The sequence below is a fragment of the Corynebacterium qintianiae genome (genome assembly GCF_011038645.2).
GTDB classification, from domain to species: domain Bacteria; phylum Actinomycetota; class Actinomycetes; order Mycobacteriales; family Mycobacteriaceae; genus Corynebacterium; species Corynebacterium qintianiae.
The window spans coordinates 484,503-506,326 of record NZ_CP064955.1; the positions used below are offsets into that span (position 1 = coordinate 484,503).

The following is a 21,824-nucleotide window of genomic DNA, read 5'->3' on the forward strand; positions in this document are numbered from 1 at the left end:
GAGTTTTAGAGGGGAATGTTGCCGTGCTTGCGGGCGGGCCGGGCGACGTTTTTGCCGCGCAGCAGTCGCAGGTTGGCGGCAAGCGTGGTGCGGGTCTCCGAGGGCAGGATGACGGCGTCGATAAGCCCGCGCTCCGCGGCGTTGTAGGGGTTGAGGATCGTGTCCTCGTATTCGCGCTCGAAGGAGGCCACGAGGTCGGCCAGCTCGGCCTCGCCCATCCCGCTGTCGCGGGCGGCCTTGATTTCCTTGCGGTTGATGAATCCGACCGCGCCGGCGGCACCCATCACCGCGATCTGGGCGGTGGGCCATGCCAGGTTCACGTCCGCGCCGAGGCCTTTCGAGCCCATCACGCAGTACGCGCCTCCGTAGGCCTTGCGCATGGTCACCGTGATTTTCGGCACCGTCGCCTCACCGTAGGCGTAAAGCAGCTTCGCGCCGTGGCGCAGGATGCCGTCATGCTCTTGGGCCGCACCGGGCAGGAACCCGGGGACGTCGACAAGCAGCACAAGCGGGATGTTGAAGGCGTCGCACGTGCGCACGAACCGCGCCGCCTTGGCCGAGGAATCGATGTCGAGGCAGCCCGCGTAGACCGAGGGCTGGTTGGCAACGAATCCGACTACCTCGCCGTCGATGCGGCCGTAGGCGACGACGACGTTCTCGGCGCGCTGCTCCATGATCTCCATGAACTCGCCGTCGTCGGCAATCCGCGAGATGACCTCGCGAACGTCGTAAGGCTGGGAGACGTTGTCGGGGATGATCGTGTCCAGCTCGAGGTCGGTGTCAGTGATCTCGTTGTCCGGCTCCGCGTCCTCGGCCGGCGGGCACTGGCGGCTGTTGCAGGGCAGGTAGCCGATCAGGTCCCCGACCCAGTCGAGGGCGTCCGCGTCGTTGGCAGCGACGTAGTGGCAGTTGCCGGCGCTGCCCATGTGGGTCCATGCGCCGCCGAGCTCCTCCTGCGTAATGTCCTCGCCGGTCACGGTCTTGATCACGTCCGGGCCGGTGACGAACATTTTGGAGGTCTGGTCCACCATGACCACGAAGTCCGTCAGCGCGGGGGAGTAGGCGTTGCCGCCTGCGCAGGCGCCCATGATGACGGAGATCTGCGGGACCACGCCCGAGGCCTTGACGTTCTGGTAGAACGTGGCCGCAATCCAGTCGAGCGAGACGGCACCGTCCTGGATGCGGGCGCCCGCGCCCTCGTAGAGGCCGATGAGCGGGCGGCCGGTGGTAACTGCAAGCTCCTGGACGGCGACCATCTTCTCGCCGTAGACCTCGCCGAGCGCGCCGCCGAAGACGGTGCCGTCCTGGGAAAAGACGCACACCTCGCGGCCGTCGATGGTGCCGAAGCCGGTGACGATGCCGTCGGTAAGGGGGCGCTTGTTGTGCATGCCGAAGTCATGCGTGCGGTGGCGCGCGAGCTGGCCGGTCTCGTGGAAAGAGCCCTCGTCGAGCAAGTAGTCGAGGCGCTCGCGGGCGGTCATCCGGCCGGAGGCGCGCACCTTGTCGTGGGCTCCCTCTCCCATTGGGGTGAGTGCTTCCTCGCGTCGCCGGTGCAGATCGGCGATTTTGCCTCCGGTGGTACGCGGGACGTCGGCGAGTTCGTCTATTCGTTTGTAGGGCGAAAGTGTCATGAGGGGGAGGATAATGGGCACTGATGGGTTTTCGGCGACGACTTACCGACTCGTAGGTTACGGTCAGGTAAGTTAACTGTTTGTGCTGGGCATTCGTTGATTTGTGATCTTGAACACTTTTAAATCTGCGGAAGGGGTGTGAGTCCAATGCACGTGGGTACCGATATCGTCCATATTCCGGGCTTCGCGGCTCAGTTGAACACCCCGGGTTCAACCTTCGCGCGCGTTTTCACCGACCGCGAGCTGCGCGAAAGTGCCGCGAAAGCGTCACCGGAGTCATCTCTCGCCGCGCGGTGGGCCGCGAAAGAGGCCTACATCAAGGCGTGGTCGCAGGCGCTCTACGGCTCGCCGCCCGCCGTGGAGGACGTCGACTTCCGCGACATCGAAGTGGTCTCCGACGCATTCGGTAGGGTCGCGGTCTCGTTGCGGGGTGTGCTTGCCGACGCTGCCCCGGCCGCCCAGTCGCTATCCATCTCCCATGACGGCGACTACGCCGTCGCGGTGTGCCTGGTGTGTATAGCGGGGTAGGCGGGTGAGTAGGGCGCTCCGGCGTCTACTGGAAACGTTTCCAGTAGGTACTGCGCGGCAGTAAAGTAGCAGGTCAAGCCCGTGCCTACTTGGAAGCTACTGGAAATCTACTTGAAACCGCTAGGAAACACTGGCTCCTGGGCGTGGGTGGGGCGTCGATAAGCAATATGCTCGTCACCATGACAGTCAAGGATATTCAACGCATCGCCACCGACGTCGCCGACTCCTGGGTGGACGTCAACTGGGTCGAGTCGGTCGGCTCCACCAACACAGAACTGCTGGCCACCGGTGAGCCGGGCAGCGTGCTCATCGCCGACGAGCAGACCGCGGGCAAGGGCCGGATGGGCCGCGAGTGGGTCTCGCCGAAAGGTTCGATCCTCGCGCTGAGCGTGCTTGTCAGCGCCCCCTCGTCTGAGAATTTGGGCCTCGCGTCGCTCGCAGCGGGGCTCGCGATTACCGATGTCATCCCCGAGGCCGAACTGAAGTGGCCCAATGACGCCCTGATCGGCGGCAAGAAGTTCGCCGGCATCTTGTCGGAGGCGGATCTCGCCGGGGAGAACCCGCGCGTGGTTGTCGGCATCGGCATCAACGCTGCGTGGCGCGCCGAGGACCTGCCGGTCGAGGGTGCGACCTCGCTCAACTTGGAGGGCATCGAAATCGACTGGGACGAGTTCACCGTCGATCTGCTGCGCGCGCTCGCCATCCGGCTGGACCAATGGCGCGCTGGTGACCCCGAGCTGCTGGAGAACTACCGCGCCATCTGCTCCACCATCGGCCGTAACGTGCGCCTTGTGCGCCCGGACGGTGACGTTGAAGGCACCGTCGAGGGTGTGAACGATGCTGGCGAGATCCTTATCAACGGCGCTGCGTACAGCGCAGGCGACGTGACTCACCTGCGCCCGGTCAACTAGCATCCCAGCCGTGGCAGACAATCGGGGCCTGAAGTTGGCGGACGGCGAAGTGGTCCTCGCGGACACGACGAGCTCGTTGTCATCCCTGATTTTCCCGCTGCTTGAACTGCTGGTCATTACCGGCGTGTGCTGGATGGCCGTCGGCTGGATGGACGCGAACGGCATCGACGCGATAGCAAGAAACCTGGTCGTACTCGTCTGGGCCATCACGGGCCTGACACGTTTCGTGTGGCCGCTCGCGGTGTCGCGCCGGCGCCGTTTCATTATCACCGACCGGCGCGTGCTGGCTCGCAGCCGCCGCGGGTCGGTCGACTCCATCCCCCTCGGGCAGATCCACTCGGCCCGCCGTGACCAGGGCGGGATCTCCATGGCCGTCTACGGCTTCGAGCGCCCGTTGTACTTCCCCGAGGTCGGCCGCAGCCGCAAAGTGGAGAAGATTCTGAATGCCCGGTTAGCGGACTACAGTAGGTGGGCGTGAGAGACGCTTACGGAATGCCCATCGTCGCCGTCATTGGCGACGGCCAACTTGCCCGCATGATGCACACCGAGGCCATCGAGCTCGGCCTGGCGCCCCGCGTCCTCGCGGGCGGGGAGGACGCCTCGGCCGCGCAGGTATTCGGCGACGTCCGCCTCGGCGACTACCGCGACCTCGCGGACCTCGAGGCCATCGCGCACGACGCGTCTGCGGTCACCTTCGACCACGAGCACGTGCCCAGCGAGCACCTTCAAAAGCTTATCGACGCTGGCGTGGCCGTCGAGCCACGCCCCTCCGCCCTGATCTACGCCCAGGACAAGCTCGAGCAGCGCACCCGCCTCGCGGCACTCAGTGCCCCGGTGCCGCAGTTTGCCCCGATCGCCTCGGGGGAGGACGCACGGCGTTTTTGGGAGGACGTCGAAGGTGAGGTGTGCCTCAAGGCCACGCGCGGAGGTTACGACGGCCACGGGGTGTGGTTCCCCGCCTCTCCCGACGATTTCGCCACACTGGTGGAGGACTTGGTAGCGAAGGGCGTGCCCCTCTACGCCGAGGCGAAGGTGCCGTTTATCCGCGAGTTGTCCGCAATGGTGGCGCGCAACCGCTCCGGCCAGGTCGAGGCGTGGCCGGTTGTCGAGTCGAGGCAGGCGAACGGCGTGTGCCGCGTGGCCATCTCGCCCGCGCCGGGGCTGTCCCCGGAGCTGGAGGAGTACTGCCGCAATCTGGCGGTCCGCATCGCGGAGGAGGTCGACGTCACCGGCGTGCTCGCCGTGGAGCTGTTCGAAACCGCCGACGGGGTCCAGGTCAACGAGCTGGCCATGCGCCCGCACAACACCGGCCACTGGACCCAGGACGGTTGCGTGACCTCCCAGTTCGAGCAGCACCTGCGCGCCGTGCTCGACTGGCCCCTCGGCTCTACCGCGCCCACCGCCCCGGTAACCGTCATGGTCAACACCCTCGGCGGTGACGCGGACCCGGACATGCCGATGGAGCAGCGCGTGGTTGAGGTCATGCGCAAGTACCCCGAGGCGAAGGTCCACCTCTACGGCAAGGACTACCGCCCGGGCCGCAAGATGGGCCACGTCAACGTCGCCGCGGACACCACCGAGCGGGCCCTTGAGGTCGCCGAGGACGCCGCACACTTCATCGTCAACGCAGAATGGAAGTAAGTATGCAGCCGCTTGTTGGCCTGATCATGGGTTCCGACTCTGACTGGGACACCGTCGCCCCCGCCGCCGAGATCCTCGCCGAATTCGGCATCCCCTTCGAGGTCGGTGTCGTCTCCGCGCACCGCACGCCGGAAAAGATGCTGGCCTACGCCAAGGGCGCGCGCGGCCGCGGCCTCAAGGTCATCATTGCCTGCGCCGGGGGAGCGGCGCACTTGCCCGGCATGGTCGCCGCCGCCACCCCGCTGCCGGTGATCGGTGTGCCGCGGGCGCTGAAAGACCTCGACGGCCTAGACTCGCTGCTGTCGATCGTGCAGATGCCCGGCGGCGTGCCCGTGGCTACCGTCTCCATCGGCGGCGCGAAGAACGCCGGCCTGCTCGCCGCGCGCATCATCGGCGTCTCGGACCCGGAGCTATTGCAGAAGATGGCCACCTACCAAGCCGGCATGGCCGCCGAGGTCGAGCGCAAGGACGCGGCCCTGCGCGAGCGGTTGATGGGTGACTAAGGCCCCGATCGTCGTGCTCGGTGCCCGGGTCATCGACGGGCGCCCGTCGCGAATGCTTGAGGCCCGTTTGTCCGCGGCGCTCGGTTTGTTCCATGACGATCCTGGTCGGCCCGTCGTGGTCAGCGGGTTCGGCGAGGCGGATGTGATGGCCGACTGGCTTGCTGCACATGGGGTACCCCGCGGGGCAATCACGCTCGAGCGGGCCGCGCGTTCCACAAACGAGAACCTGGAGAACTCCCGCGCCTTATTCCCCTCGGCCGCGCGGCTCATCGTGGTCACCAACGGCTTCCATGTCCTGCGCACGAAGGTTTGGGCGTGGCACCTGGGCATCCCTGTCACCGTGGTTGCCGCCGAGACTCCAGCGTCCTCGCGTGTGCGCAACTACGCCCGAGAGGTGGTGGCGCTGCCGCATTCGGTCGCGCGGGTGGCTTGGCGACGCCTGGTGCGGGGCCTCGGAGGGCGCTAGAAACGCTTCCGCCTAAACCATTGAGCCTAAACTTGGAGCAAGTTTAGGCGGAAACCCCGACAGTTTAGGCGTCAAGGTTTAGGGCGAAGGTGGGGAACCGGGTCCGGAGCGCCAGCGGAGCCACCGGCGCGTGAGCCAGAACGTCGCCAAGCACAACGCCCCGGCGAGCACGCCCGGCCAGAGCAGAGGCTCCGGCCGGAACAGGTTCAGTACCGCTTGCACAAGCGCGACGAAGGCGAAGAAGCCGACAAACCCGATGAGGGTCTGCCAGACGAGGTCGCGGCGCACTACCCCTTGACACCGCCCGCCGTCAGCCCCGAGACGATGCGGCGCTGGAACACCAGCACCATGATGATCAGCGGCACGGTCACCAGCGAGCCCGCGGCCATGATCGCGGCGTACGGGTACTCGAAGGCGCTCGGCCCGGCAAAGCGCGCGATGGCCACGGTGACCGGCTCGGTCGCGGTGGTGGAGAGCTGGCGGGCCAGCATGAACTCGTTCCATGTGGTGATGAACGCCAGGATCGCGGTGGTGAAGATCGCGGGCGCCGCCAGGGGGAGCAGGACGAGGCGGAATGCCTGGCCGCGGGAGGCGCCGTCGACACGCGCGGCCTCCTCAAGGTCCCACGGCAGCTGCTGGAAGAACGAGATCAGGGTGTAGATCGTCAGCGGCAGCGCGAACGAGATGTTCGGGATGATCATGGCCCGGTAGGTGCCAATCCAGTCGAGGTCGCCGAAGAGCTGGAACAGCGGCGTAACCAGCGCGATGCCGGGGAACATGGAGGCGGCCAGGATCACGCCGGTGACGATGCCCTTGCCGGGGAAGTCGAGGCGCGCGATGGCGTAGGCGGTGAACACGCCGACGGCCACGGCGATCAGCGTGGTCGACAGCGAGATGATCAGCGAGTTGCCGATCGCCCCGAGGAAGTCGTTGCCCTTGTCGGTGGCCAGGGCGTCGCGGAAGTTGTCCAGCGTCACGTGCGTCGGCCATGGGGTGGTGTCGAAGGTGTGCGCGCTGTCGCGCAGCGCCGTGATCAGCATCCAGTAGAAGGGCGCGAGGCCCCAGAACATGATGAAGATGACCCCGACGTAGTGCCAGATCTTTCTCATCGCGCTACCTCCTCGCCTTTCGCTTGTCGACGCCCAAACCAACGCCTCTTCTTCTCCCTCGTGCGTTCCACCTGCCCGACGTCGGTGCCGAGGAAGCGGATCATGATGAAGGCGACGGCGAAAATGAGCAGGAAGATCAGTGTTGACAGCGCGGATGCGGAGTTGAAGTTGCCCTGGCGCATGTCCTCGACCACGAGCTGGGAGATCGTGGCGGTCGGGGAGTTCGACGACCCAGAGATCATGATCACGGGCAGGTCGAACATGCGCAGCGCGTCGAGGGTGCGGAACAGCACTGCCACCATGAGCGCGGGGCGCACCAGCGGCAGGGTGATGCGGGTGAACTGCTGCCAGCGGGAGGCGCCGTCGACACGCGCGGCCTCGTAGACGTCACGGGGGATCATCTGCAGGCCGGCGAGGATGAGCAGCGCCATGAACGGCGCGGTCTTCCACACGTCCGCGATGATGACGGCCGTGCGCGCGGCCCACGGGTCCGTGGTCCACGCGATATCGGTGCCCAGCAGAGCGTTCACGATGCCGGACGGGGCGAACATGAACTGCCACAGCTTCGCCGTCACGGCCGTGGGAATGGCCCAGGGGATGAGCACGGCGGCGCGGATGAGCGCGCGGCCGCGGGACTCGGTGTTCATGATCAGGGCCATGATCATGCCCAGGATCGTTTCCAGCAGCACGGTGACCACCGTGAAAAACAGCGTGATGCGCACGGCGGGCCAGAAGTCGGTGGCCAGCACACCGGGCGGGCACGTGCCGACGACCCCGGAGGGTGACATGCACCGGTTGGTGATCCAGTACAGGTAGTTTTCAAGGCCCGCGAAGCCGCCTTCGGTGAACACGCCCGTGGCGGGGTCGAGGCGACGGTTTCCCTGGAAGGACAGGAATACTGCGCGGACGATGGGGTAGCCGATGACGACGGCCAGGACGGTCAGGGCGGGCGCGACGAGCAGCGCCGCCTTGCCTGTGTCCCGGCGCGGCCGGGCCCTTCTCTCCGCTTTCACAGCAGTGGTCATGTGCACCTTCTTCGCAAACAAACAACGGGCGAAACGCCCGCCCTGTGGATCTAGAGTCTCACAGGTGCGGGCGTTGCGCGGAGCAGGTCCCCGGTTTAGGAGGCCTGGCGGATAGCTGCGGCCATGTCGCGGGTGGCGTCGTCGACGCTCTTGCCTGCGGTCAGGGCAGCGTAGGCGTTGTCCTGGATGGCCTTGGAGATGGCCGGGTAGAACGGGGACACCGGGCGCGGCTTCGCGTTCTCCAGCGACTCCTTCAGAGCCGGGAGGTAGGGCTGCTCCTTGATCAGCTCCTCGTCGTCGTAGATGGACGCGAGAACCGGTGGGAAGGAGGCCTCGGCAAACGAGCGCTGGTTTTCCTCGTTGATGATGAACTCGATGAAGTCGCGGGCGGTCGCCTTGTTCTCGGAGTTGACGTTGATGCCGTTGTTGTAACCGCCGAGGGTGGAGGCACCGACGCCGTCCTTGCCCACCAGTGGCTGCACCTCGAACTTCAGGCCGGCCTTCGCGGCATTGGAGTACATGTACGGCCAGTTGATGGCGAAGGCGGTCTTGCCTTCGGTGAACGCGAGGTTGGTCTCCTCCTCCGTTGCGGCGGTGGAGGCGGAGGAGATGGTGCCGTCCTTGTACGCGTCGACAAGCGCCTGGAGGCCCTCCTTGGACTCGTCGGACTCGACCGTCGGCTGGCCCTGGTCGTCGAGGACTTCACCGCCCCAGCCGTTGATGAAACCGAGGGTGTTCACGGTCAGACCCTCGTACTGCTTGAGCTGCGTGGTCAGGCAGTCCGCATCCTGCACAGCTTCGCAGGCGGAGCGGATGTCGTCGAAGGTGTCCGGCGCCTCTGCGACGAGGTCCGTGTTGCGGAACAGGAGCTGGCCGTTGGTGTTCTGCGGCAGCGCGTAGAGCTTGTTGTTGTAGGTGGCGGACTCGACTGTGGCGTCGAGCAGTCCGGAGGTGTCGACGGCGTAGTCACCCTCAAGCGGCTCGAGCCACTGGTTAGCGGCGAAGTCGGCGGTCCAGACCACGTCGAGCGCCATGACGTCGTAATCGGAGTTGCCTGCCTGGAGGGACTGCACGAGGGTGTCGCGCTGGTCGTCGGCCTCGCCCGCGAGCTCCGAGAGGGTGACCTCTTCGTCCGGGTGCTCGGTGTTCCACTTCTCGATGATCGGGATGATCTTGTCGGTGTCGTTGCGGCCCATGGCGAAGGTGATGGGGCCGCGGCCCTCACCCTCGGCGGCGGCCGATTGGGATCCGGAGGCCGGCTGGGTGGCGGGCTCGGTGTTCGGCTCGGAGCTGTCCGAACCGCAGGCGACGAGGGTCGCGGAACCGAGGGCGGCAGCGCAGAGGACTGCACCGGTCTTGCGGAGAGAAGTGTTCATGGACTTGCACCTTTCTAAATAAGTGGTGCCTTAAATGTAGTTAGTTGAAGCGAAAGAACGTGAAAGTTTCGCGAATCGTCCCTATAACGGGGGTAAAGGGGGCGGGAACCGGGCATCGCGCCCCAATAGTTAATCTGCTGTTAAGAAGTGTGTAACGTTTTCGGCCTCGGCGATATCCTGCAACCGGTCCGCGGACACCAGGCCAGTCGCCACGACCACGGAGCCGTCGGCTGCCAGCGGTGCGAGGATTCGCTTCTCGACGTCCCCGGTGACGCGCCACGGGTCCACCAAGTAACGGTGCGCGCCGAGCGTCGGATCCGACCAGTTGTCCAGCGAGGGGGTGTCGCCAGAATAGATGTCGCCGTAGAAACGAACCGTCGGCCCGAAATCCACCGTCCCCGGCGGGAGCTCGCCACCGGATTCGACCACGCCGCGGCCGAACGGGTCAGGGGAGACGACAACGACGTCCGTCACGTGCGACCACCGGCTCGCGTTGCCGGTAGTGGTGAAGACAATCGCGGGGGTGGCGTCGGAGGGAGCGTCGAAAAGCGGCGTGCGCGACGAGTTGAAGGTACCGAGCGCGATCACCGCCGCCTGCCACGAGGCCGGAAGATCGATGAGTACCGCCGCGTCCGGCGCGAGCTCGAATTCCTCCTCGACCATGTTCGCGATCTTGCTGGCCCAGTTATCCAGCGTGAGCGCGGAAAATTCCATGCGTGTGCCGTCCGCCTCGTCGTACACCGTCAAGCGCGGCGACGAGGGGTTGGACGCGAGTAGCGGTGCCATGATGCTCATGGTCGCCCATACTAGGTCTAGTTCACACAACGCGGCCCGTCGCCGCCTGCGTCGATTTCCGGCGCCACCTCGGCCGCGCCGAAGTCCTCGCCCGGAGTGCCCACGGCATTCTCCGGCGAGGGGCTCGCGTCCGCCGCCTCGGAGGACGGGCCGGAGTAGTCCCCGGCCACCACCACGATGAGGCTGGTCGGCTCGAGCCCCTCGTTCGAGGTCACCGGCAGTCCGCCGAGCTTCTCCGCCAGCGCCAGCGCGGCGGGGTCCTCCGGGTCCAGAGCAACAACCTGGGAGAACGAGTAGACACCCGGAAGCGCGTTCGACACTTCCGCGATCGTCGCACCCTGTTCCTTGAGCCAGCCTGCCACACCGCCGGCCTGGCCCGATGCCTCCCCCGCGTTGAGCGCGAAGACGTTGTAACCGTCGAGCAGGGACGTTTCCGCGCCCGCGCCGGGCTGCTCGGCCGGGGCGTCCTGCTCCGGGGCGGGCGGCGCGACCACGTCCTCCATGAACTGGTGCACCTGGGATTTGTCCACGGTGATGATGGACTCGCCGTAATCGCCCACGCCGTCGACGGAGGTCACGGGGATGGTGGTGAAGGTAACGTCGCCGCCCGCCAGACCCGACATTTGCTGGGCGAATCGCGCGATGTCCCAGCCCTCGTCGAGGGTGACCGAGCGCTCCGCCGCGTTGGACAGCTCGCGCAGCTTGCCCGGGTTGGTCAGCGTGCCGGCCGACAACATCTTCTGTACCAGCGATGCCATGTAGACCTGCTGGCGCACGATCCTGTCGAGGTCGCCGCGGGGCAGGTCGTGTCGCTGCCGCACGAACGAAAGTGCCTGCGCGCCGTCGAGCGTCTGCTCACCGGCGGGGAAGTTCGCGCCGGACAGCGGCTCGTCGACGGGCTGGCTGAGGCACACGTCCACCCCGCCGACGGCGTCCGTGAGCAACGCAAAACCAAGAAGGCCCACCTGGGCGAAGTGGTCCACCTCGACACCGGTGAGGTCCGCGACCGCGCTGATGAGCCCCTCCTGGCCCGCGCGTGCAACCTGCTGCTCGAGCGAGGCGCCGCTCATTCCCGCCGCAGAGAGCTCCTCGCGCTTCTGGGCGGCGTGCGCGGCGTAGACGCCGTTGATCTTCATGTTGCCGAACTCGTCGTGGTGGATGTAGGTGTCGCGGGGGATGGACACCGCAGTAGCGCTCGAGCCGTCCTCGGGGATGCGGATCACCATGATCGTGTCGGTATTGATCTCGCCCTCGGACACGCCCGCGTTCAACCGTGCGAGCTCGTCTTCGCTCAGGGGGTTGCCCTGCGCGTCGGTGCGGGAGTCCGAACCAACCAGCAGGATGTCCACCGCACCGTCGAGAGGCGCGACGCCGTCATCGCGCTGGATTTGCAGCTCAGAGGCGCTCAGCGAGCCGCCGAGCCGCCCGACGGAAAAGTAGCCGATGCCCGACACCGCGAGGATCGCGGCGGAGCTGACGGCGAGAATTCCCTTGACAACAGGGTGGCCGGACTGCGTCAGGTCCCGCGCTTGCGAGGGGGCCGCCTGAATGTCGCGGACGCGCCTGGAGTGTTGCCTGGTGTTCCGCCGGGAGTTCTCGGTCACGAATCGGAAGTATACGACATGCCCAACTTGACCCGTGTGCCGCAACAGGGCATTTCACGTGTGCCTGACTAGGCTGTTGCCATTGTGATGAAACCTGCTCCGCCGCTGGCCGTGATAACGGTGACGTTCTCACCGGGACGCCACCTACGCGCCCTCGCCGATTCCCTTGAGACCGCTTCCGCCGGGCCTACCGTGCTAGTGTGCGCGGACAACGGATCCACCGATGGAGCCCCGGAGGCGCTCGCCGCCAAACGAGAGGGCGTCGAGGTGTTCTCGACAGGGGGCAACATTGGTTACGGTGCGGCGATTAATGCCGCGGTGAAGCGTTTGGAAGGGCGTCGAGAAGCGGGTGAAATCGACGGCGATTTCTTCCTTATCACCAATCCCGACGTCCGCTTCACCCCGGGCTCGGTCGACGCGCTAATGGCCTGCGCCCAGCGCGAGCCGAAGGTGGGCGCGGCGGGCCCGAGGATCGAGGAGGCGGACGGCTCCGCCTACCCCAGCGCGCGGGCTGTGCCGGGCCTGTTCACGGGCAGCGGGCACGCTTTGCTTTACGACGTCTGGCCGGACAACCCGTTTTCCGCCGCGTACCGCTCCAACAACGACATGGAAGTGCAGCGGACCGCCGGCTGGTTGTCCGGCGCCTGCTTGCTCGTGCGCTGGGGCGCATTCGACGATATCGGCGGATTCGACGAGCGCTACTTCATGTACCTCGAGGACGTCGACTTCGGCGACCGCCTGAACCGTGCCGGGTGGGACAACCTCTACTGCCCGTCATCGGTAATCAAGCACGATCAGGGCCACGTCGCCGGCAAGCACTCGCGTGTCACGGTGCCCGCGCACCACAAGTCGGCGTACCGTTTTCAGGCGGACAGGCACCCCGCGTGGTGGCAGGCGCCGCTGCGCTGGGCCCTCTGGTGCGGGCTGCAGATCCGTGGCATGTTCCAGCTGACGAAAGGCTCCTAAGAATGGCAGATCCAGCTCGCACCGACGCCGTCATCCTGGTTGGCGGGCGCGGCACGAGGCTGCGGCCCCTGACGGTGTCCACGCCCAAGCCCATGCTCCCGACCGCCGGCTTCCCCTTCCTCAGCCACTTGCTGGCGAGGATCCGCGCCGCTGGCATGCGGCATGTCGTCCTCGGAACCTCGTTCAAGGCGGAGGTGTTTGAGACTTACTTCGGCGACGGGTCCGAGTGGGGCCTGGAGATCGACTACGTGGTGGAGGAGGAGGCGCTGGGTACCGGCGGCGCGATCCGCAACGTCGTTGACAAGCTGCGCTACGACAACGCCATGGTGTTCAACGGCGATGTCCTCTCCGGAGCCAACCTTGCAGAGATTTTGCAGACGCACACGGCGAAGGACGCGGACGTCACCCTGCACCTCGTGCGCGTGCCCGATCCGCGGGCGTTCGGCTGCGTGCCGACGGACAGCGACGGCAACGTCCTGGAGTTTCTGGAGAAGACCCCGGACCCGCCGACCGACCAGATCAACGCCGGTTGCTACGTGTTCAAGCGCTCCGTTATCGAGCAGATTCCGGCGGGCAGGGTTGTGTCAGTCGAGCGCGAGACCTTCCCGGGCTTGCTGTCCGGAGGGGCGAAGATCGCAGGACACGTCGACACGTCGTACTGGCGTGACATGGGTAGGCCGGACGATTTTGTCGAGGGCTCCTCCGACCTCGTCCGCGGCATCGCCTACTCGCCGCTGTTGGAGGGGCGGACCGGAGAGGCATTTGTGGATGAGAGCGCCGGCATCGCCGGGGGAGTGATCCTCATGGGCGGGACAACTATCGGTCGCGGCAGCGACATCGGGGCGGGGTGCCGCGTGGACGACAGCGTTATTTTCGACGGCGTCACCATCGAGCCCGGTGCCGTGGTCCGCAGCTCTATCATCGCCGCCGGGGCGCGCATCGGCGCCAACTCGCGGGTCGTCGATTGTGTGATCGGCGAGGGCGCCCAGATTGGTGCGCGTTGCGAGCTGCAAGGCGGAATGAGGGTGTGGCCGGGGGTCGTCATCCCAGACTCGGGCGTCAGATTCTCCCCCGACGCGTAGCGACACGCCGAACGGGCGCCGTATAGTCACGTTTCCATAAACGGCCACAACATGTAGTACCCCCGCTTCGCACCCCCTTCGCACCGCAATTGTTACTAGTGTGACTCGTGTTGCGTATGACGTTGCTGACCTACGCGTGTCCGCGGCTCACCGCTGCAAAATGTTGCGGCTATTTAGGGCCACGGTGTGTAATCGGCGGTAGGAATCACAGGGATGTAAGCAACCACAACGGAGGAAGGGGACGGCGTGGACAATATGGCTGACAGCGCTATTCTCCGTGGCGCAGCTGCGGGCGGGATGACCCTCGATGAACTTTTCGGCACGGTCGAGCAGGAGTGGCAGGATCAGGCCCTCTGCGCACAGACCGACCCCGAGGCCTTCTTTCCCGAGAAGGGCGGCTCCACCCGCGAGGCGAAGCGCATCTGCCAAGCCTGCCCGGTCCGCGACGAGTGCCTCGAGTACGCCCTCGAGCACGACGAGCGCTTCGGTATCTGGGGCGGGCTATCCGACCGCGAGCGGCGCCGTTTGAAAAAGCAGATCGGCTAGACCCGACCCGGCCCCGCGATCACCAGCCGAACTCGGGGTCGAGGTCCCGCGGGTCCATGTTCAGGTGCTGCGCCACCAGGGCCGTCAGGATCCAGGTCAGTAGCTCGGAGCGCTCGGTGGCGGACTTCGCGCGTTGTTCCACCGGCATGCGGAATACAACGATGCGCGCCCTTGTGGGATTCCCGTTCCGGTCCACGCCTGCAGCGAGCACCCTCCCGAGTGGAACCGGCCCGTCGGCAACGATGTCGTCCGGCATCACCGAATCCGGCCGCAACCGCATGCGCGGAATCGTGTCAACGGCGAGATCGACCCCGGCCAGCTGCTCGAAATACGCGTTGTGCAACGGCGCGTAGGCTTCCAGCACCATCTGGTCGAACGCCATCGAGCGCGTCCGGTAGCGGGGGACCGCGACGGGAAGCAGCGGGCCGCGAGGCCCCCGCGCGCGACGGTCGCGCGCGGGGCGCAGGTGCAGCGGCTGCGGCTGCGAAGGGTTTGCCGGGCTCATAGGCCACTATGATAGGACTGGCTTGCGGCGGCCGGCGGCGGCCACGCCGCGTGTCACCCGCCGTATCTCAAGGAGAGGTTTAGACTTGGGCCCCGTGAACACTTTCCGTCGTTGCTGCCGTCCAGGCTGCGGCAGGCCCGCCGTAGCAACGCTCATCTACGCGTACGCGGACTCCACGGCGGTTGTCGGCCCCCTCGCACCCGTCGCCGAGCCCCACTCGTGGGACCTGTGCGAACGCCACTCCGCCAACATCTCCGCCCCCGTCGGGTGGGACATGGTGCGCGTCGAGCACGTTGAGATCGACGATGACGAGTTGGAGAATATGGACGAGGCGGACCTGACCGCGCTCGCCGAGGCGGTCAGAGAGGCCGGCCGCGTCACCACTGGGCTCGTCGACACAAGCCAGGACCCCATCGAATACGCGGCCAACCACGACTTCGGCGACCCGGGCACATCCAACCACCCGGTGCACCGGACGAAAAGAGTGGAGGAGCAAGTTACCGCGGCTAAGCAGGCGCGACGCTCGCACCTTCGCGTGGTGCCAGACCCGTCCCACGAGAATGTCGAGGGCGGCAACTAGGATTGCCGCCATGGCAATCGAGCACACGGCAGAGTCCCTCACGAGGGTCATCAAAGCGTACGACATCCGCGGCATCGTCGGCGAGAGCGTCGACGAGGACTTCATGTCCGCCGTCGGCTCGGCTTTTGCGCATCTCCTGCGCGACGAGGGGGAGACACGGATCGCCGTCGGCCACGACATGCGGCCGTCCTCACCCGCCCTTTCCCAAGCATTCGCCGACGGTGCCACCTCCCAGGGGCTCGACGTTGTCGCGCTGGGCCTGACGTCCACCGACGAGCTCTACTTCGCATCGGGCACGCTGGGGTGCGCCGGGGCGATGTTCACGGCCTCGCATAACCCGGCGGCCTACAACGGCATCAAGCTCTGCCGCGCCGGGGCGAGCCCGGTGAGTACCGCCACCGGGCTCGCGGACATCGCGCGGATGGTTGTCGAGGGAGTGCCGGAGTACGGGGGCGTGCGCGGGGGCGTCGACAAGCGAGATGTGTTGGATGAATATGCCGCGTTCCTCCGCGAGCTGGTGCCCGTGCCATCGCGCCGGCGCCTCGTGGTGGCCGTCGACGCCGCCAACGGCATGGCGGGGCTGACCGTCCCGGCCGTGCTCGGTGACGTGGACCTGCGCCCGCTGTACTTCGAGCTGGACGGCACGTTCCCCAACCACGAGGCGAACCCGCTCAACCCCGACAATCTCAAGGACCTGCAGAAGTTTGTGCTCGACCAGGGGGCAGACATCGGGCTCGCCTTCGACGGTGACGCCGACCGCTGTTTCGTGGTCGACGAGCGGGGGTTGCCCGTGTCGCCCTCGGCAATCTCTGCTCTGGTGGCCTCCCGCACCCTCGCCGAGCATCCGGGCGCCACCATCATCCACAACGCGATCACGTCGCGCGCGGTCCCGGAGATCATCACGGAGCGTGGCGGCACTGCCGTGCGCACCCGCGTGGGGCACTCCTACATCAAGGCGCACATGGCGGAGACCGGCGCGAAGTTCGGCGGGGAGCACTCAGCCCACTATTACTTCGCAGATTTCTTCAACGCCGACTCGGGTCTGCTCGCCGCCCTGCACGTGCTCGCCGCCCTCGATGAGCAGGACCGCCCGCTGAGCGAACTCATGGCGGAGTACGACCGCTACGCGTCTTCCGGTGAGATCAACTCTGAGGTCGCCGACCAAGAGGCGGCCACGGCGCGGGTTGTGGAGGCGTTCGCGGACCGCGCCACGTCGATCGACCACCTCGACGGCGCCACCGTCACGGTGAGCGAAAACCCCCCGGTATGGTTCAACGTCCGCGCCTCTAACACGGAGCCGTTGCTGCGGCTCAACGCGGAGGCGCCGAACCAGGCACAGGTGGATGATCTGGTGCGCGAGGTGCTGGGCATTATCCGGGCCTGAGACACCCGTAGTCTGGGCGGCATGGACGACAGACTGTACTACGAAGGCGCCGGATCCTACGACACCGAGGCGGTGCGGTTCTTCGACACCGCGCACGAGGGGGCCCAGTTGCGTGCCGTAGCTCAGGCAGTGGACAGGTTCGAGGGTCTCCGCGGCGTCCAGGCCCGCAGCGTTGTCGTCGTGGGTGTCGACAACGCCTCCCGGGCCATGGCGCGCGCGGTGGCGGACCTGCGGGCCCCGCTGCGGTTGCCCGTCGTGGTGGCCTCAGTTCTTCCCGGCTACGTTGGGCCCCTGGACGTTGTCGTCGTGGTTGGAGACGCCGCTGACAGCGAAGACGCGTCGCGCGCCCTCATTACGGCAGCTGCCCGTGGCGCCGAGACGGTTCTCGCGGGTCCAGGAACGGGCCCGCTTATCGACGACGCCCCCGACGCGACCCTTGTCATCCCCGCGCTTCCCACGGCAGTAGGGGCGTCCCCGCTGCGGGCTTTCGGGACGGTGGCAGCCGTAGTGGACGCGTTTGTGGAGCCGGGTGAGGTGATCCGGCAGCGGTTGGAGACCGTGGCCGGGGAAGTCGACCACGAACTCGAAACCCTTTCTCCGGAGCGAGACGAATCAGTGAACGCGGCACGGCAGCTGCGGGCGTTTGTCGCGGGTGCCCGCGTCATCCACACAGGGTTCGAGCGCTGTGGTTTGGCCGTGGCGCAGTCGGCGGCCCAGCTGTGGTCAGCTAAGGGCATCCCGTCCGGGTTTGTCGAGCGCGACGAGCTCACCGCCGCCACGCAGGAATCAACGGCGGCGTCGGTGTCGGATATTTTCCACGACCCCTTTATCGACGGCGGTCTGCGCCCGGAACCCATCAAAACGGTCGTGTGGAATCATGATGGGCCCGTGATGGCGAACTCGAGGGCCGAGGGATGCGAGCCTTCAGCCTCCGGAGAAGACGGGACAGTGGCTCGGCTGCTCGTGCGGGCGCTGGCGGCGACGGTAATGAACGACCCGCTTAGCTGAGCATCCCGCGGAAGCGCTCCCACCACGGGAGGGGGTCCGCAGATGAGGGGACGCCCTGCTGCACCGTTGCTGGCTGCTCCTGCGCGGGGGCGGGCGCCTGCTGTGCTGGGGCTTGCTGGGTCGGCGCAGGCTGGTCCTGCACAGGCGCCGACTGCGGCGCTGCCTCCTGTGCGTGGGTGGAAGCAGTCGCTTCCTCCGCCGGCTCCTGCGCGGCCGTCGCGGTGGCGGGTTCCGAAGTTGCTGCGCTGCTTGCGCTCGCCGTAGCGGGCTGCGTCGGCGACACGGCGGGCTGGGAGGTGGCGGCGGCCTCCGGCTCAGCGGTCTGCGCGGTCTCGCGTTCTGCGGTCGCGCCTGAACGAAGTCCGTCCTCCGAGGCCGGGGCGACTGACGTCGGGATCACGTTAGACGGCCGGTAGACCTGGGTTGGGGAGACGTCGTGCGGTGCCGCGTTGACCACCGCGTTCGGCGGCAAAAGCGGGTCGTCCGCGTGGTTGCGCGCGCCTTCGGCGGCGGTGCGGGGTGCCAGCAACTGCGTGTCGCCAGCGGACGCCTGCGTAGTGGAAACGGATTCTGGCGCTGTGCGAGGCGGCGTTGAGCTCCGTGCAGTGTCGCTCACAGTCGCCTCGACCGCATCCGCCTGGTAAGAGGTGTCCGCGGATGTCGAGGGCGCGGACATCTTCCACACCAACAATCCCACGCAGATAGCGAGAACAAGACCTACCGCCATGAACACGGTGACAAGGCGCCTCGATTCGCTCATGTCTTGCCCCCTCCAGGTTTTGTCACAGCTTGGTAACAGTTTTATTCCGTCTGTGCTTTTATAGCACGTCAGTGATGATTTGGGAAGCGGGCGGGAGGTCGGAGGTGGAACGCGGCAGTCAGATGGCGTACTAAGGGGATAGCACTACGGTTAACCGTTTCACCCTCCGCAGCAACGATAGGAGCAATACCCATGAGCGCCTGGGACAAGGACATTCTATCCGACGATGTCAACATCGAGTTCCTGGACGAGCTCGCCGATCTGGATCCCGACGATATCGTCGAAGCCGTCCGGGACGCAGTGCTCCTCGCGGCGAATCCGGAATCGGCGAAGGCGGACGAGATTTCCAACGGCCGCGCCGCCGCCACCATCGCGGCGATTTGGGCAGGGGCGCCGTTCAGCGCTGGCGACGTCGCTGATGCTTACCCCTTCATCAGGTCCATTGACGCGGACATCGACGAGAAACTGGCAGAAGCCGCCATTTCGGTGCTGGAGAACGTGGACACAGAAGAAGACATCGATCAGTACATCGAAGCGCTCTCGTAGAGTCTCCGGGGGCCGCGGTGTCTGACCCGGGGACTAAGGTGGGAGCGAACCGTCAACCAACCCTCATCCGGGAGTAGTGAACAGATGAACGACGCCAGCGGCGTGACCGACTACAAGATTGCTGACATCAGCCTGCATGAGGCCGGCCGCAAGCAGATTGAGCTCGCGGAGTACGAGATGCCTGGGCTGATGCAGCTGCGCCGCGAGTACGCCGACGAGCAACCGCTGGCAGGCGCGCGCATTTCCGGGTCGATCCACATGACCACCCAGACCGCTGTCCTCATCGAGACCCTCGTCGCGCTAGGCGCGGAGGTCCGGTGGTCTTCCTGCAACATCTTCTCCACCGAGGACGCTGCCGCCGCTGCGGTGGTCGTCGGCAAGCATGGCACCCCGGAGGACCCGCAGGGCGTGCCCGTCTTCGCGTGGAAGGGTGAGACGCTCGAGGAGTACTGGTGGTGCGTTAACCAGATCTTCGACTGGGGCGAGGGCGTTTACCCGAACATGATCCTTGACGACGGTGGCGACGCGACCATGGCCGTCATCAAGGGCATGGAGTTTGAAAAGGCGGGCGCCGTGCCGGAGGCGCAACCGGGTGATTCCGACGAGCTCGTGGCGTTTTACGCGATGTTGCGCGGTGCGCTTGAAGCGGAAGGCACCAGGTGGACCCGCACTGCCGACGAGGTCAAGGGTGTCACGGAAGAAACCACCACCGGCGTGCACCGTCTCTATCACTTCGCCAAGGAAGGCGTGCTGCCGTTCCCGGCGATGAACGTCAACGACGCGGTGACCAAGTCCAAGTTCGACAACCGCTACGGCACCCGCCACTCCGTGATCGACGGCATCAACCGTGGCACGGACGTCCTCATCGCCGGTAAAAAGGCCCTGGTCTGCGGGTACGGTGACGTGGGCAAGGGTGTCGCGGAGGCCCTTGACGGCCAGGGCGCGATCGTCTCTGTGACGGAGATCGACCCGATCAACGCTCTCCAAGCGCTCATGGATGGGTACCGCGTAGTCACCGTCGACGAGGCGATCGCCGAGTCCGACATCGTCATTACCGCGACGGGCAATCTCGGCATCATCACTTTCGAGGACATGCTCAAGATGAAGGACCACGCCGTCCTGGGCAACATCGGTCACTTCGACAACGAGATCGACATGCACTCCCTGCTGCACCGCGACGATGTCAGTCGCACGCCTATCAAGCCGCAGGTCGACCTCTTCCATCTGCCCTCCGGCAACTCCATCATCGTCCTGTCCGAGGGGCGTCTCCTCAACCTGGGCAACGCGACCGGCCATCCGTCATTCGTGATGTCGAACTCGTTCGCGGACCAGACCATCGCGCAGATCGAACTGTTCACCAACGGCGCGAATTACGACAACGACGTCTACCGCCTGCCGAAAAACTTGGACGAGAAGGTCGCACGCATCCATGTCGAGGCCCTCGGCGGCCGCCTCACGGAGCTGACGAAGGAGCAGGCCGAGTACATCGGTGTGGATGTCGCCGGCCCGTACAAGCCGGAGCACTACCGCTACTAGCAACTATGATTATCGCGGTAGAGGGAATCGACGGGGCCGGCAAGAACACCCTTGTCAGCGACATCAAGGATGAGCTGGGGGCTGAGACGCTGGCGTTTCCGCGCTACGCGGAGTCGATCCACGCCCAGCTCGCGCAGGACGCTCTGCACGGGCGGATGGGTGATCTCGTCGACTCCGCCCACGGCATGGCGACGATGTTCGCGCTCGACAGGGCAGGCGCGAAGCCGCTTCTCGACGTCTACGTCAACGCGCCCGGGAAAATCATCGTCCTGGACCGCTATGTGGCGTCCAACGCGGCGTACACGACGGCCCGCACGGGCGATGACGCGTCCCTGAAATGGGTGTACGACCTCGAGTTCGGGCGCCTTGCACTGCCGAAACCGGATCTGCAGGTCCTCGTGGACACCGCGCCTGGTGAGGCGGACCGCAGGGTTCGGCGCCGCGAGGAAGGCGACGGCTCGCGAGTGCGCGACCGTTACGAGCGCGACGCGCAACTCCAGGAGGACACGTTCTCCGCCTACGTCCGGCTCGCCGAGGAGGGTTGGGCGGGTCGGTGGGTCCGCTCGACCGACGCGGCGGCTATCATCCAAGCCGTTGAGGACTTACGTTAAGGAGCCGTCATGACCCCCAGAATTCTTGTCGTCGATGACGACCCAGCTATCAACGAGATGCTCACCATCGTGCTGGAATCGGAAGGTTTCGAGACGAAGCCGGTCACTGACGGAGCGGAGGCGGTCGGGGCGTTTACCGAGTACGACCCCGATGTGATCCTCCTCGACCTCATGCTCCCCGGCATGAACGGCGTGGACATCTGCCGGGAGATCCGCAAGGTCTCATCGGTTCCGATTGTCATGCTGACGGCTAAGACAGACACGGTGGATGTGGTTCTGGGCCTGGAGTCCGGTGCCGACGACTACATCACGAAGCCCTTCAAGCCGAAGGAGCTCATCGCTCGCATCCGCGCCCGCCTGCGCCGCACCGAGGAGGAGCCGGCTGAGGTGCTGACCATCGGCGATCTCACCATCGACGTCCCCCAACACATGGTCACCCGCGGCAACGAGGAAATCGCGCTGACGCCCCTGGAGTTCGACCTGCTTTTGGAAATGGCACGCAAGCCCAACCAAGTTCATGCTCGCGATGAGCTGCTCGAATCGGTGTGGGGTTACCGCAACGCCTCGGACACACGTCTCGTGAACGTCCACGTGCAGCGGCTGCGTTCGAAGATCGAGCACGACCCGGAGAACCCGGAGATCATCCTGACTGTCCGCGGTGTGGGCTACAAGACGGGTAAGCCGGGGGTGTGAGCCGCTGAACACGAACCC

Annotated in this window: 25 protein-coding genes; 16 read left to right on the forward strand and 9 right to left on the reverse strand. The window is 66.1% G+C overall.

From position 1 onward, the window contains the following. Positions 1-5: 5 nt before the first annotated feature. A complete protein-coding gene (locus G7Y29_RS02410) occupies positions 6-1,631 on the reverse strand; it encodes an acyl-CoA carboxylase subunit beta (RefSeq protein WP_165004914.1) in 1,626 nt (541 codons plus the stop codon). 147 nt (positions 1,632-1,778) lie between these two features. Between G7Y29_RS02410 and acpS the strand changes: the two genes are divergently transcribed. The 6 genes from acpS (at position 1,779) to G7Y29_RS02440 (ending at position 5,680) form a co-directional block, all read left to right on the forward strand. Beyond that, positions 1,779-2,159: a holo-ACP synthase AcpS gene (gene acpS, locus G7Y29_RS02415; protein WP_165004916.1), complete on the forward strand. Its 381-nt coding sequence runs from the start codon at positions 1,779-1,781 to the stop codon at positions 2,157-2,159. Positions 2,160-2,338: 179 nt separating this feature from the next. Next, the gene (locus G7Y29_RS02420) at positions 2,339-3,070 is read left to right on the forward strand and encodes a biotin--[acetyl-CoA-carboxylase] ligase (protein WP_249399784.1); all 732 of its coding nucleotides are present in this window, start codon (positions 2,339-2,341) and stop codon (positions 3,068-3,070) included. Positions 3,071-3,080: 10 nt separating this feature from the next. After that, a complete protein-coding gene (locus G7Y29_RS02425) occupies positions 3,081-3,548 on the forward strand; it encodes a hypothetical protein (protein ID WP_165004918.1) in 468 nt (155 codons plus the stop codon). A gap of 14 nt (positions 3,549-3,562) precedes the next feature. Beyond that, complete coding sequence (locus G7Y29_RS02430; RefSeq protein WP_165004978.1) at positions 3,563-4,711, forward strand: 5-(carboxyamino)imidazole ribonucleotide synthase; 1,149 nt, start codon at positions 3,563-3,565, stop codon at positions 4,709-4,711. 2 nt (positions 4,712-4,713) lie between these two features. Further along, on the forward strand, positions 4,714-5,214 hold the full coding sequence (gene purE / locus G7Y29_RS02435; protein ID WP_165004920.1) for a 5-(carboxyamino)imidazole ribonucleotide mutase: 501 nt from the start codon (positions 4,714-4,716) through the stop codon (positions 5,212-5,214). After that, a complete protein-coding gene (locus G7Y29_RS02440) occupies positions 5,207-5,680 on the forward strand; it encodes a YdcF family protein (protein ID WP_165004922.1) in 474 nt (157 codons plus the stop codon). The genes purE and G7Y29_RS02440 overlap by 8 nt, the downstream gene beginning before the upstream one ends. 78 nt (positions 5,681-5,758) lie before the next feature. On the opposite strand, the gene G7Y29_RS02445 is transcribed toward G7Y29_RS02440, so the two are convergent. The 6 genes from G7Y29_RS02445 to G7Y29_RS02470 form a co-directional block, all read right to left on the reverse strand. Beyond that, positions 5,759-5,968 (reverse strand): hypothetical protein, encoded by a 210-nt coding sequence (locus tag G7Y29_RS02445; protein ID WP_165004924.1) that lies wholly within the window; start codon positions 5,966-5,968, stop codon positions 5,759-5,761. Then, positions 5,968-6,789 (reverse strand): carbohydrate ABC transporter permease, encoded by an 822-nt coding sequence (locus G7Y29_RS02450; protein WP_165004926.1) that lies wholly within the window; start codon positions 6,787-6,789, stop codon positions 5,968-5,970. The genes G7Y29_RS02445 and G7Y29_RS02450 overlap by 1 nt, the downstream gene beginning before the upstream one ends. Then, positions 6,786-7,814 carry a carbohydrate ABC transporter permease gene (locus tag G7Y29_RS02455; protein WP_165004928.1) on the reverse strand — a complete coding sequence of 343 codons (1,029 nt, stop codon included), beginning with the start codon at positions 7,812-7,814 and terminating at the stop codon, positions 6,786-6,788. Before G7Y29_RS02455 ends, G7Y29_RS02450 begins: the two co-directional genes overlap by 4 nt. Positions 7,815-7,909: 95 nt before the next feature. After that, entirely contained in the window at positions 7,910-9,190 is a 1,281-nt protein-coding gene (locus G7Y29_RS02460; protein WP_165004930.1) for an ABC transporter substrate-binding protein, read from the reverse strand. Positions 9,191-9,319: 129 nt separating this feature from the next. Then, the gene (locus G7Y29_RS02465) at positions 9,320-9,985 is read right to left on the reverse strand and encodes a TIGR03089 family protein (protein ID WP_165004932.1); all 666 of its coding nucleotides are present in this window, start codon (positions 9,983-9,985) and stop codon (positions 9,320-9,322) included. 17 nt (positions 9,986-10,002) lie between these two features. After that, entirely contained in the window at positions 10,003-11,589 is a 1,587-nt protein-coding gene (locus tag G7Y29_RS02470) for an LCP family protein (protein ID WP_165004934.1), read from the reverse strand. 87 nt (positions 11,590-11,676) lie between these two features. On the opposite strand from G7Y29_RS02470, the gene G7Y29_RS02475 reads away from it, so the two are divergent. The 3 genes from G7Y29_RS02475 to G7Y29_RS02485 all read left to right on the forward strand — a co-directional run bounded on the left by G7Y29_RS02475 (position 11,677) and on the right by G7Y29_RS02485 (position 14,183). Continuing rightward, positions 11,677-12,555 carry a glycosyltransferase family 2 protein gene (locus G7Y29_RS02475; protein ID WP_165004980.1) on the forward strand — a complete coding sequence of 293 codons (879 nt, stop codon included), beginning with the start codon at positions 11,677-11,679 and terminating at the stop codon, positions 12,553-12,555. Between the two features lie 2 nt (positions 12,556-12,557). Next, positions 12,558-13,637: a mannose-1-phosphate guanylyltransferase gene (gene manB, locus G7Y29_RS02480; RefSeq protein ID WP_165004936.1), complete on the forward strand. Its 1,080-nt coding sequence runs from the start codon at positions 12,558-12,560 to the stop codon at positions 13,635-13,637. Positions 13,638-13,892: 255 nt separating this feature from the next. Beyond that, entirely contained in the window at positions 13,893-14,183 is a 291-nt protein-coding gene (locus G7Y29_RS02485) for a WhiB family transcriptional regulator (RefSeq protein ID WP_413228041.1), read from the forward strand. Between the two features lie 19 nt (positions 14,184-14,202). On the opposite strand, the gene G7Y29_RS02490 is transcribed toward G7Y29_RS02485, so the two are convergent. Beyond that, positions 14,203-14,688: a metallopeptidase family protein gene (locus tag G7Y29_RS02490; protein ID WP_165004940.1), complete on the reverse strand. Its 486-nt coding sequence runs from the start codon at positions 14,686-14,688 to the stop codon at positions 14,203-14,205. Positions 14,689-14,782: 94 nt separating this feature from the next. Between G7Y29_RS02490 and G7Y29_RS02495 the strand changes: the two genes are divergently transcribed. The 3 genes from G7Y29_RS02495 to G7Y29_RS02505 are packed head-to-tail and all read left to right on the forward strand — an operon-like array spanning position 14,783 to position 17,660. Then, positions 14,783-15,268 carry a DUF3499 domain-containing protein gene (locus tag G7Y29_RS02495; RefSeq protein ID WP_165004942.1) on the forward strand — a complete coding sequence of 162 codons (486 nt, stop codon included), beginning with the start codon at positions 14,783-14,785 and terminating at the stop codon, positions 15,266-15,268. A 10-nt stretch (positions 15,269-15,278) separates the two neighbouring features. Continuing rightward, a complete protein-coding gene (locus G7Y29_RS02500; RefSeq protein WP_165004944.1) occupies positions 15,279-16,652 on the forward strand; it encodes a phosphomannomutase/phosphoglucomutase in 1,374 nt (457 codons plus the stop codon). 21 nt (positions 16,653-16,673) lie between these two features. Further along, positions 16,674-17,660, forward strand: coding sequence for a hypothetical protein (locus tag G7Y29_RS02505; protein WP_249399785.1), 987 nt, complete (start codon positions 16,674-16,676; stop codon positions 17,658-17,660). Here the strand turns inward: G7Y29_RS02505 and G7Y29_RS02510 are convergent. Next, positions 17,653-18,420 (reverse strand): hypothetical protein, encoded by a 768-nt coding sequence (locus G7Y29_RS02510; RefSeq protein ID WP_165004946.1) that lies wholly within the window; start codon positions 18,418-18,420, stop codon positions 17,653-17,655. The genes G7Y29_RS02505 and G7Y29_RS02510 overlap by 8 nt on opposite strands. 192 nt (positions 18,421-18,612) lie before the next feature. Here G7Y29_RS02510 and G7Y29_RS02515 point away from each other — a divergent pair, with 192 nt between their 5' ends. From G7Y29_RS02515 to mtrA, 4 genes are all read left to right on the forward strand, one after another. Further along, entirely contained in the window at positions 18,613-18,966 is a 354-nt protein-coding gene (locus tag G7Y29_RS02515) for a DUF4259 domain-containing protein (protein ID WP_165004948.1), read from the forward strand. 84 nt (positions 18,967-19,050) lie between these two features. Next, positions 19,051-20,502 carry an adenosylhomocysteinase gene (gene ahcY, locus G7Y29_RS02520; RefSeq protein WP_165004950.1) on the forward strand — a complete coding sequence of 484 codons (1,452 nt, stop codon included), beginning with the start codon at positions 19,051-19,053 and terminating at the stop codon, positions 20,500-20,502. Positions 20,503-20,507: 5 nt separating this feature from the next. Next, positions 20,508-21,113 carry a dTMP kinase gene (locus tag G7Y29_RS02525; RefSeq protein WP_165004951.1) on the forward strand — a complete coding sequence of 202 codons (606 nt, stop codon included), beginning with the start codon at positions 20,508-20,510 and terminating at the stop codon, positions 21,111-21,113. 9 nt (positions 21,114-21,122) lie between these two features. Then, positions 21,123-21,806 (forward strand): MtrAB system response regulator MtrA, encoded by a 684-nt coding sequence (gene mtrA, locus G7Y29_RS02530; RefSeq protein ID WP_165004953.1) that lies wholly within the window; start codon positions 21,123-21,125, stop codon positions 21,804-21,806. Positions 21,807-21,824: the final 18 nt, after the last annotated feature.

Coding starts and splice junctions, on each gene's coding strand:
- G7Y29_RS02410 (WP_165004914.1), bottom strand. CDS start 1,631: ATGACACTTTCGCCCTACAAACGAATAGACGAACTCGCCGACGTCCCG.
- acpS (WP_165004916.1), top strand. CDS start 1,779: ATGCACGTGGGTACCGATATCGTCCATATTCCGGGCTTCGCGGCTCAG.
- G7Y29_RS02420 (WP_249399784.1), top strand. CDS start 2,339: ATGACAGTCAAGGATATTCAACGCATCGCCACCGACGTCGCCGACTCC.
- G7Y29_RS02430 (WP_165004978.1), top strand. CDS start 3,563: ATGCCCATCGTCGCCGTCATTGGCGACGGCCAACTTGCCCGCATGATG.
- purE (WP_165004920.1), top strand. CDS start 4,714: ATGCAGCCGCTTGTTGGCCTGATCATGGGTTCCGACTCTGACTGGGAC.
- G7Y29_RS02450 (WP_165004926.1), bottom strand. CDS start 6,789: ATGAGAAAGATCTGGCACTACGTCGGGGTCATCTTCATCATGTTCTGG.
- G7Y29_RS02455 (WP_165004928.1), bottom strand. CDS start 7,814: ATGACCACTGCTGTGAAAGCGGAGAGAAGGGCCCGGCCGCGCCGGGAC.
- G7Y29_RS02460 (WP_165004930.1), bottom strand. CDS start 9,190: ATGAACACTTCTCTCCGCAAGACCGGTGCAGTCCTCTGCGCTGCCGCC.
- G7Y29_RS02465 (WP_165004932.1), bottom strand. CDS start 9,985: ATGAGCATCATGGCACCGCTACTCGCGTCCAACCCCTCGTCGCCGCGC.
- G7Y29_RS02475 (WP_165004980.1), top strand. CDS start 11,677: ATGAAACCTGCTCCGCCGCTGGCCGTGATAACGGTGACGTTCTCACCG.
- manB (WP_165004936.1), top strand. CDS start 12,558: ATGGCAGATCCAGCTCGCACCGACGCCGTCATCCTGGTTGGCGGGCGC.
- G7Y29_RS02485 (WP_413228041.1), top strand. CDS start 13,893: ATGGCTGACAGCGCTATTCTCCGTGGCGCAGCTGCGGGCGGGATGACC.
- G7Y29_RS02490 (WP_165004940.1), bottom strand. CDS start 14,688: ATGAGCCCGGCAAACCCTTCGCAGCCGCAGCCGCTGCACCTGCGCCCC.
- G7Y29_RS02500 (WP_165004944.1), top strand. CDS start 15,279: ATGGCAATCGAGCACACGGCAGAGTCCCTCACGAGGGTCATCAAAGCG.
- G7Y29_RS02505 (WP_249399785.1), top strand. CDS start 16,674: ATGGACGACAGACTGTACTACGAAGGCGCCGGATCCTACGACACCGAG.
- G7Y29_RS02510 (WP_165004946.1), bottom strand. CDS start 18,420: ATGAGCGAATCGAGGCGCCTTGTCACCGTGTTCATGGCGGTAGGTCTT.
- G7Y29_RS02515 (WP_165004948.1), top strand. CDS start 18,613: ATGAGCGCCTGGGACAAGGACATTCTATCCGACGATGTCAACATCGAG.
- ahcY (WP_165004950.1), top strand. CDS start 19,051: ATGAACGACGCCAGCGGCGTGACCGACTACAAGATTGCTGACATCAGC.
- G7Y29_RS02525 (WP_165004951.1), top strand. CDS start 20,508: ATGATTATCGCGGTAGAGGGAATCGACGGGGCCGGCAAGAACACCCTT.
- mtrA (WP_165004953.1), top strand. CDS start 21,123: ATGACCCCCAGAATTCTTGTCGTCGATGACGACCCAGCTATCAACGAG.